The sequence below is a fragment of the Microcoleus sp. C2D2 genome, assembly GCF_036702495.1.
In the GTDB taxonomy this organism is placed as follows: domain Bacteria; phylum Cyanobacteriota; class Cyanobacteriia; order Cyanobacteriales; family Microcoleaceae; genus Microcoleus.
Window position 1 is genome coordinate 1 of sequence record NZ_JAUBTO010000380.1, and the last position, 1,678, is coordinate 1,678.

The window sequence follows — 1,678 nt, forward strand, 5'->3', positions numbered from 1 at the left end:
TTGCCGCAAGGATAGATAGTTTTAAGGTCTGTCGCAGAACCAAGAATCCCCGCGCTTTCAAAGCCGGGGAGTGTCAATTGTAGTCAAAGCTTCCATATCGCTATATCGATTTGTCTATGTGTCTAGCCTGACACACAGGCGCGCCATCGGAGCGGGTTGCCTGTCGATATAAGGACTTATCGTTTTGTCCCTATGTCGATATAATAACAGACATAGCCAAAAAAACGACAACCACGCCGAGTTAAACGGCAATGCCGTTTCCATACATTTTGCAAAAAAATGCTTGACATTCCTACCAGTCTGTGCTAGCTTATAGAATAGTATTGTGTTGAATTCACAAATCCCAGCACTTCACCTATGTTCACAGCCAACAGCTATTTTTATTATTGGTACAGCCAAGTTCGCCCGGAGTGAATTTACAATTCACTGTGAACATCCGGGCGAACCGCAGATTAACACCTGCGGTTTTGTTTTTTCTAGTTCTTTTTCCAACAACCAATCGAGTACAAGCGAAAACACCGATGACCTTATTCAGTAACTGGTATTACGGCTTTTATTATTGGCCCCACAAGAGTTCTGGGTAAATTGTCGCGCTGTCTTTTCGCACCAACCCGGAACTCTTAAAAGTTCCGGGTTTTTTGTTGTCAACCACCCACTTAATTTTCCAGGAGAATACCGTCATGTTAGAAGCCAAACTCGTAACTAAATCTCATCCCGAACACCAAACAATTGTTAAACTCTCAGAAACAGTCTCTGTCGGCGGCACAGAATTATTAATAATTGGCGGCCCCTGTACCGTCGAAAGTTCCCAACAAATGGAAACAGTCGCCCGCCAACTATCTGCCGCATCAGTGCAAGCTTTGCGAGGCGGAGTCTACAAACCCCGCACTTCTCCCTATTCTTTCCAAGGGATGGGAATTGAGGGACTCGAAATTTTAGCCGATGTCAGCCGGCGTTACGGTTTGCCCGTGGTGACAGAGGTAATGTCGATCGCCCAAATCGAGCCAGTTGTCACCTATGCTGATATGCTGCAAGTAGGCAGTCGCAATATGCAAAACTTCGAGTTACTCAAGGCGATCGGTCAAGCCGGAAAACCAGTCCTCCTAAAACGCGGCTTGTCAGCCACAATCGAAGAATTGGTGATGGCCGCCGAATACATTGTCAGTCACGGCAATCCTGATGTAGTTCTGTGCGAAAGAGGCATCCGCAGCTTCGACAATTACACGCGCAATGTCTTAGATTTAGGTGCAGTCGTAGCGCTGAAACAGTTAACTCATTTGCCAGTAATTGTAGACCCTTCTCACGCTGTCGGCAAGCGAGAATTAGTCGCACCACTCGCCAAAGCAGCGGTTGCTTGCGGTGCAGACGGATTGATTGTTGAGTGTCACCCGCAACCAGAAAAATCGGTTTCTGACGCGCGGCAAGCTCTTTCTTTGCCAGATATGGTAGATTTAGTTGCCAGTTTGCGGGCTTTCGCCGCCGCCGCCGGGCGGTGCATACCCGAGATTAATTGGTCTTCACAAGTATTAAGTTTGAAGTGATATTCGTAGGAAATAAGGTATAACTTTTAACGTCAAACTCTACAGTCGGTTTTAACAGATATCTTGCACCATTGTCAGCAACAGGCAAGATGCCTGTTCCACAAAAGATAAATTTTCTTGTGGAACAGGCATCTTGC

At 46.4% G+C, this 1,678-nt stretch carries 1 protein-coding gene; it reads left to right on the forward strand.

Annotated features, from left to right (window positions below; translation table 11 throughout):
- The first annotated feature begins 659 nt into the window (after window positions 1-659).
- A complete protein-coding gene (aroF, locus tag QUB61_RS39345) occupies window positions 660-1,541 on the forward strand; it encodes a 3-deoxy-7-phosphoheptulonate synthase (RefSeq protein WP_333127506.1) in 882 nt (293 codons plus the stop codon).
- Window positions 1,542-1,678: the final 137 nt, after the last annotated feature.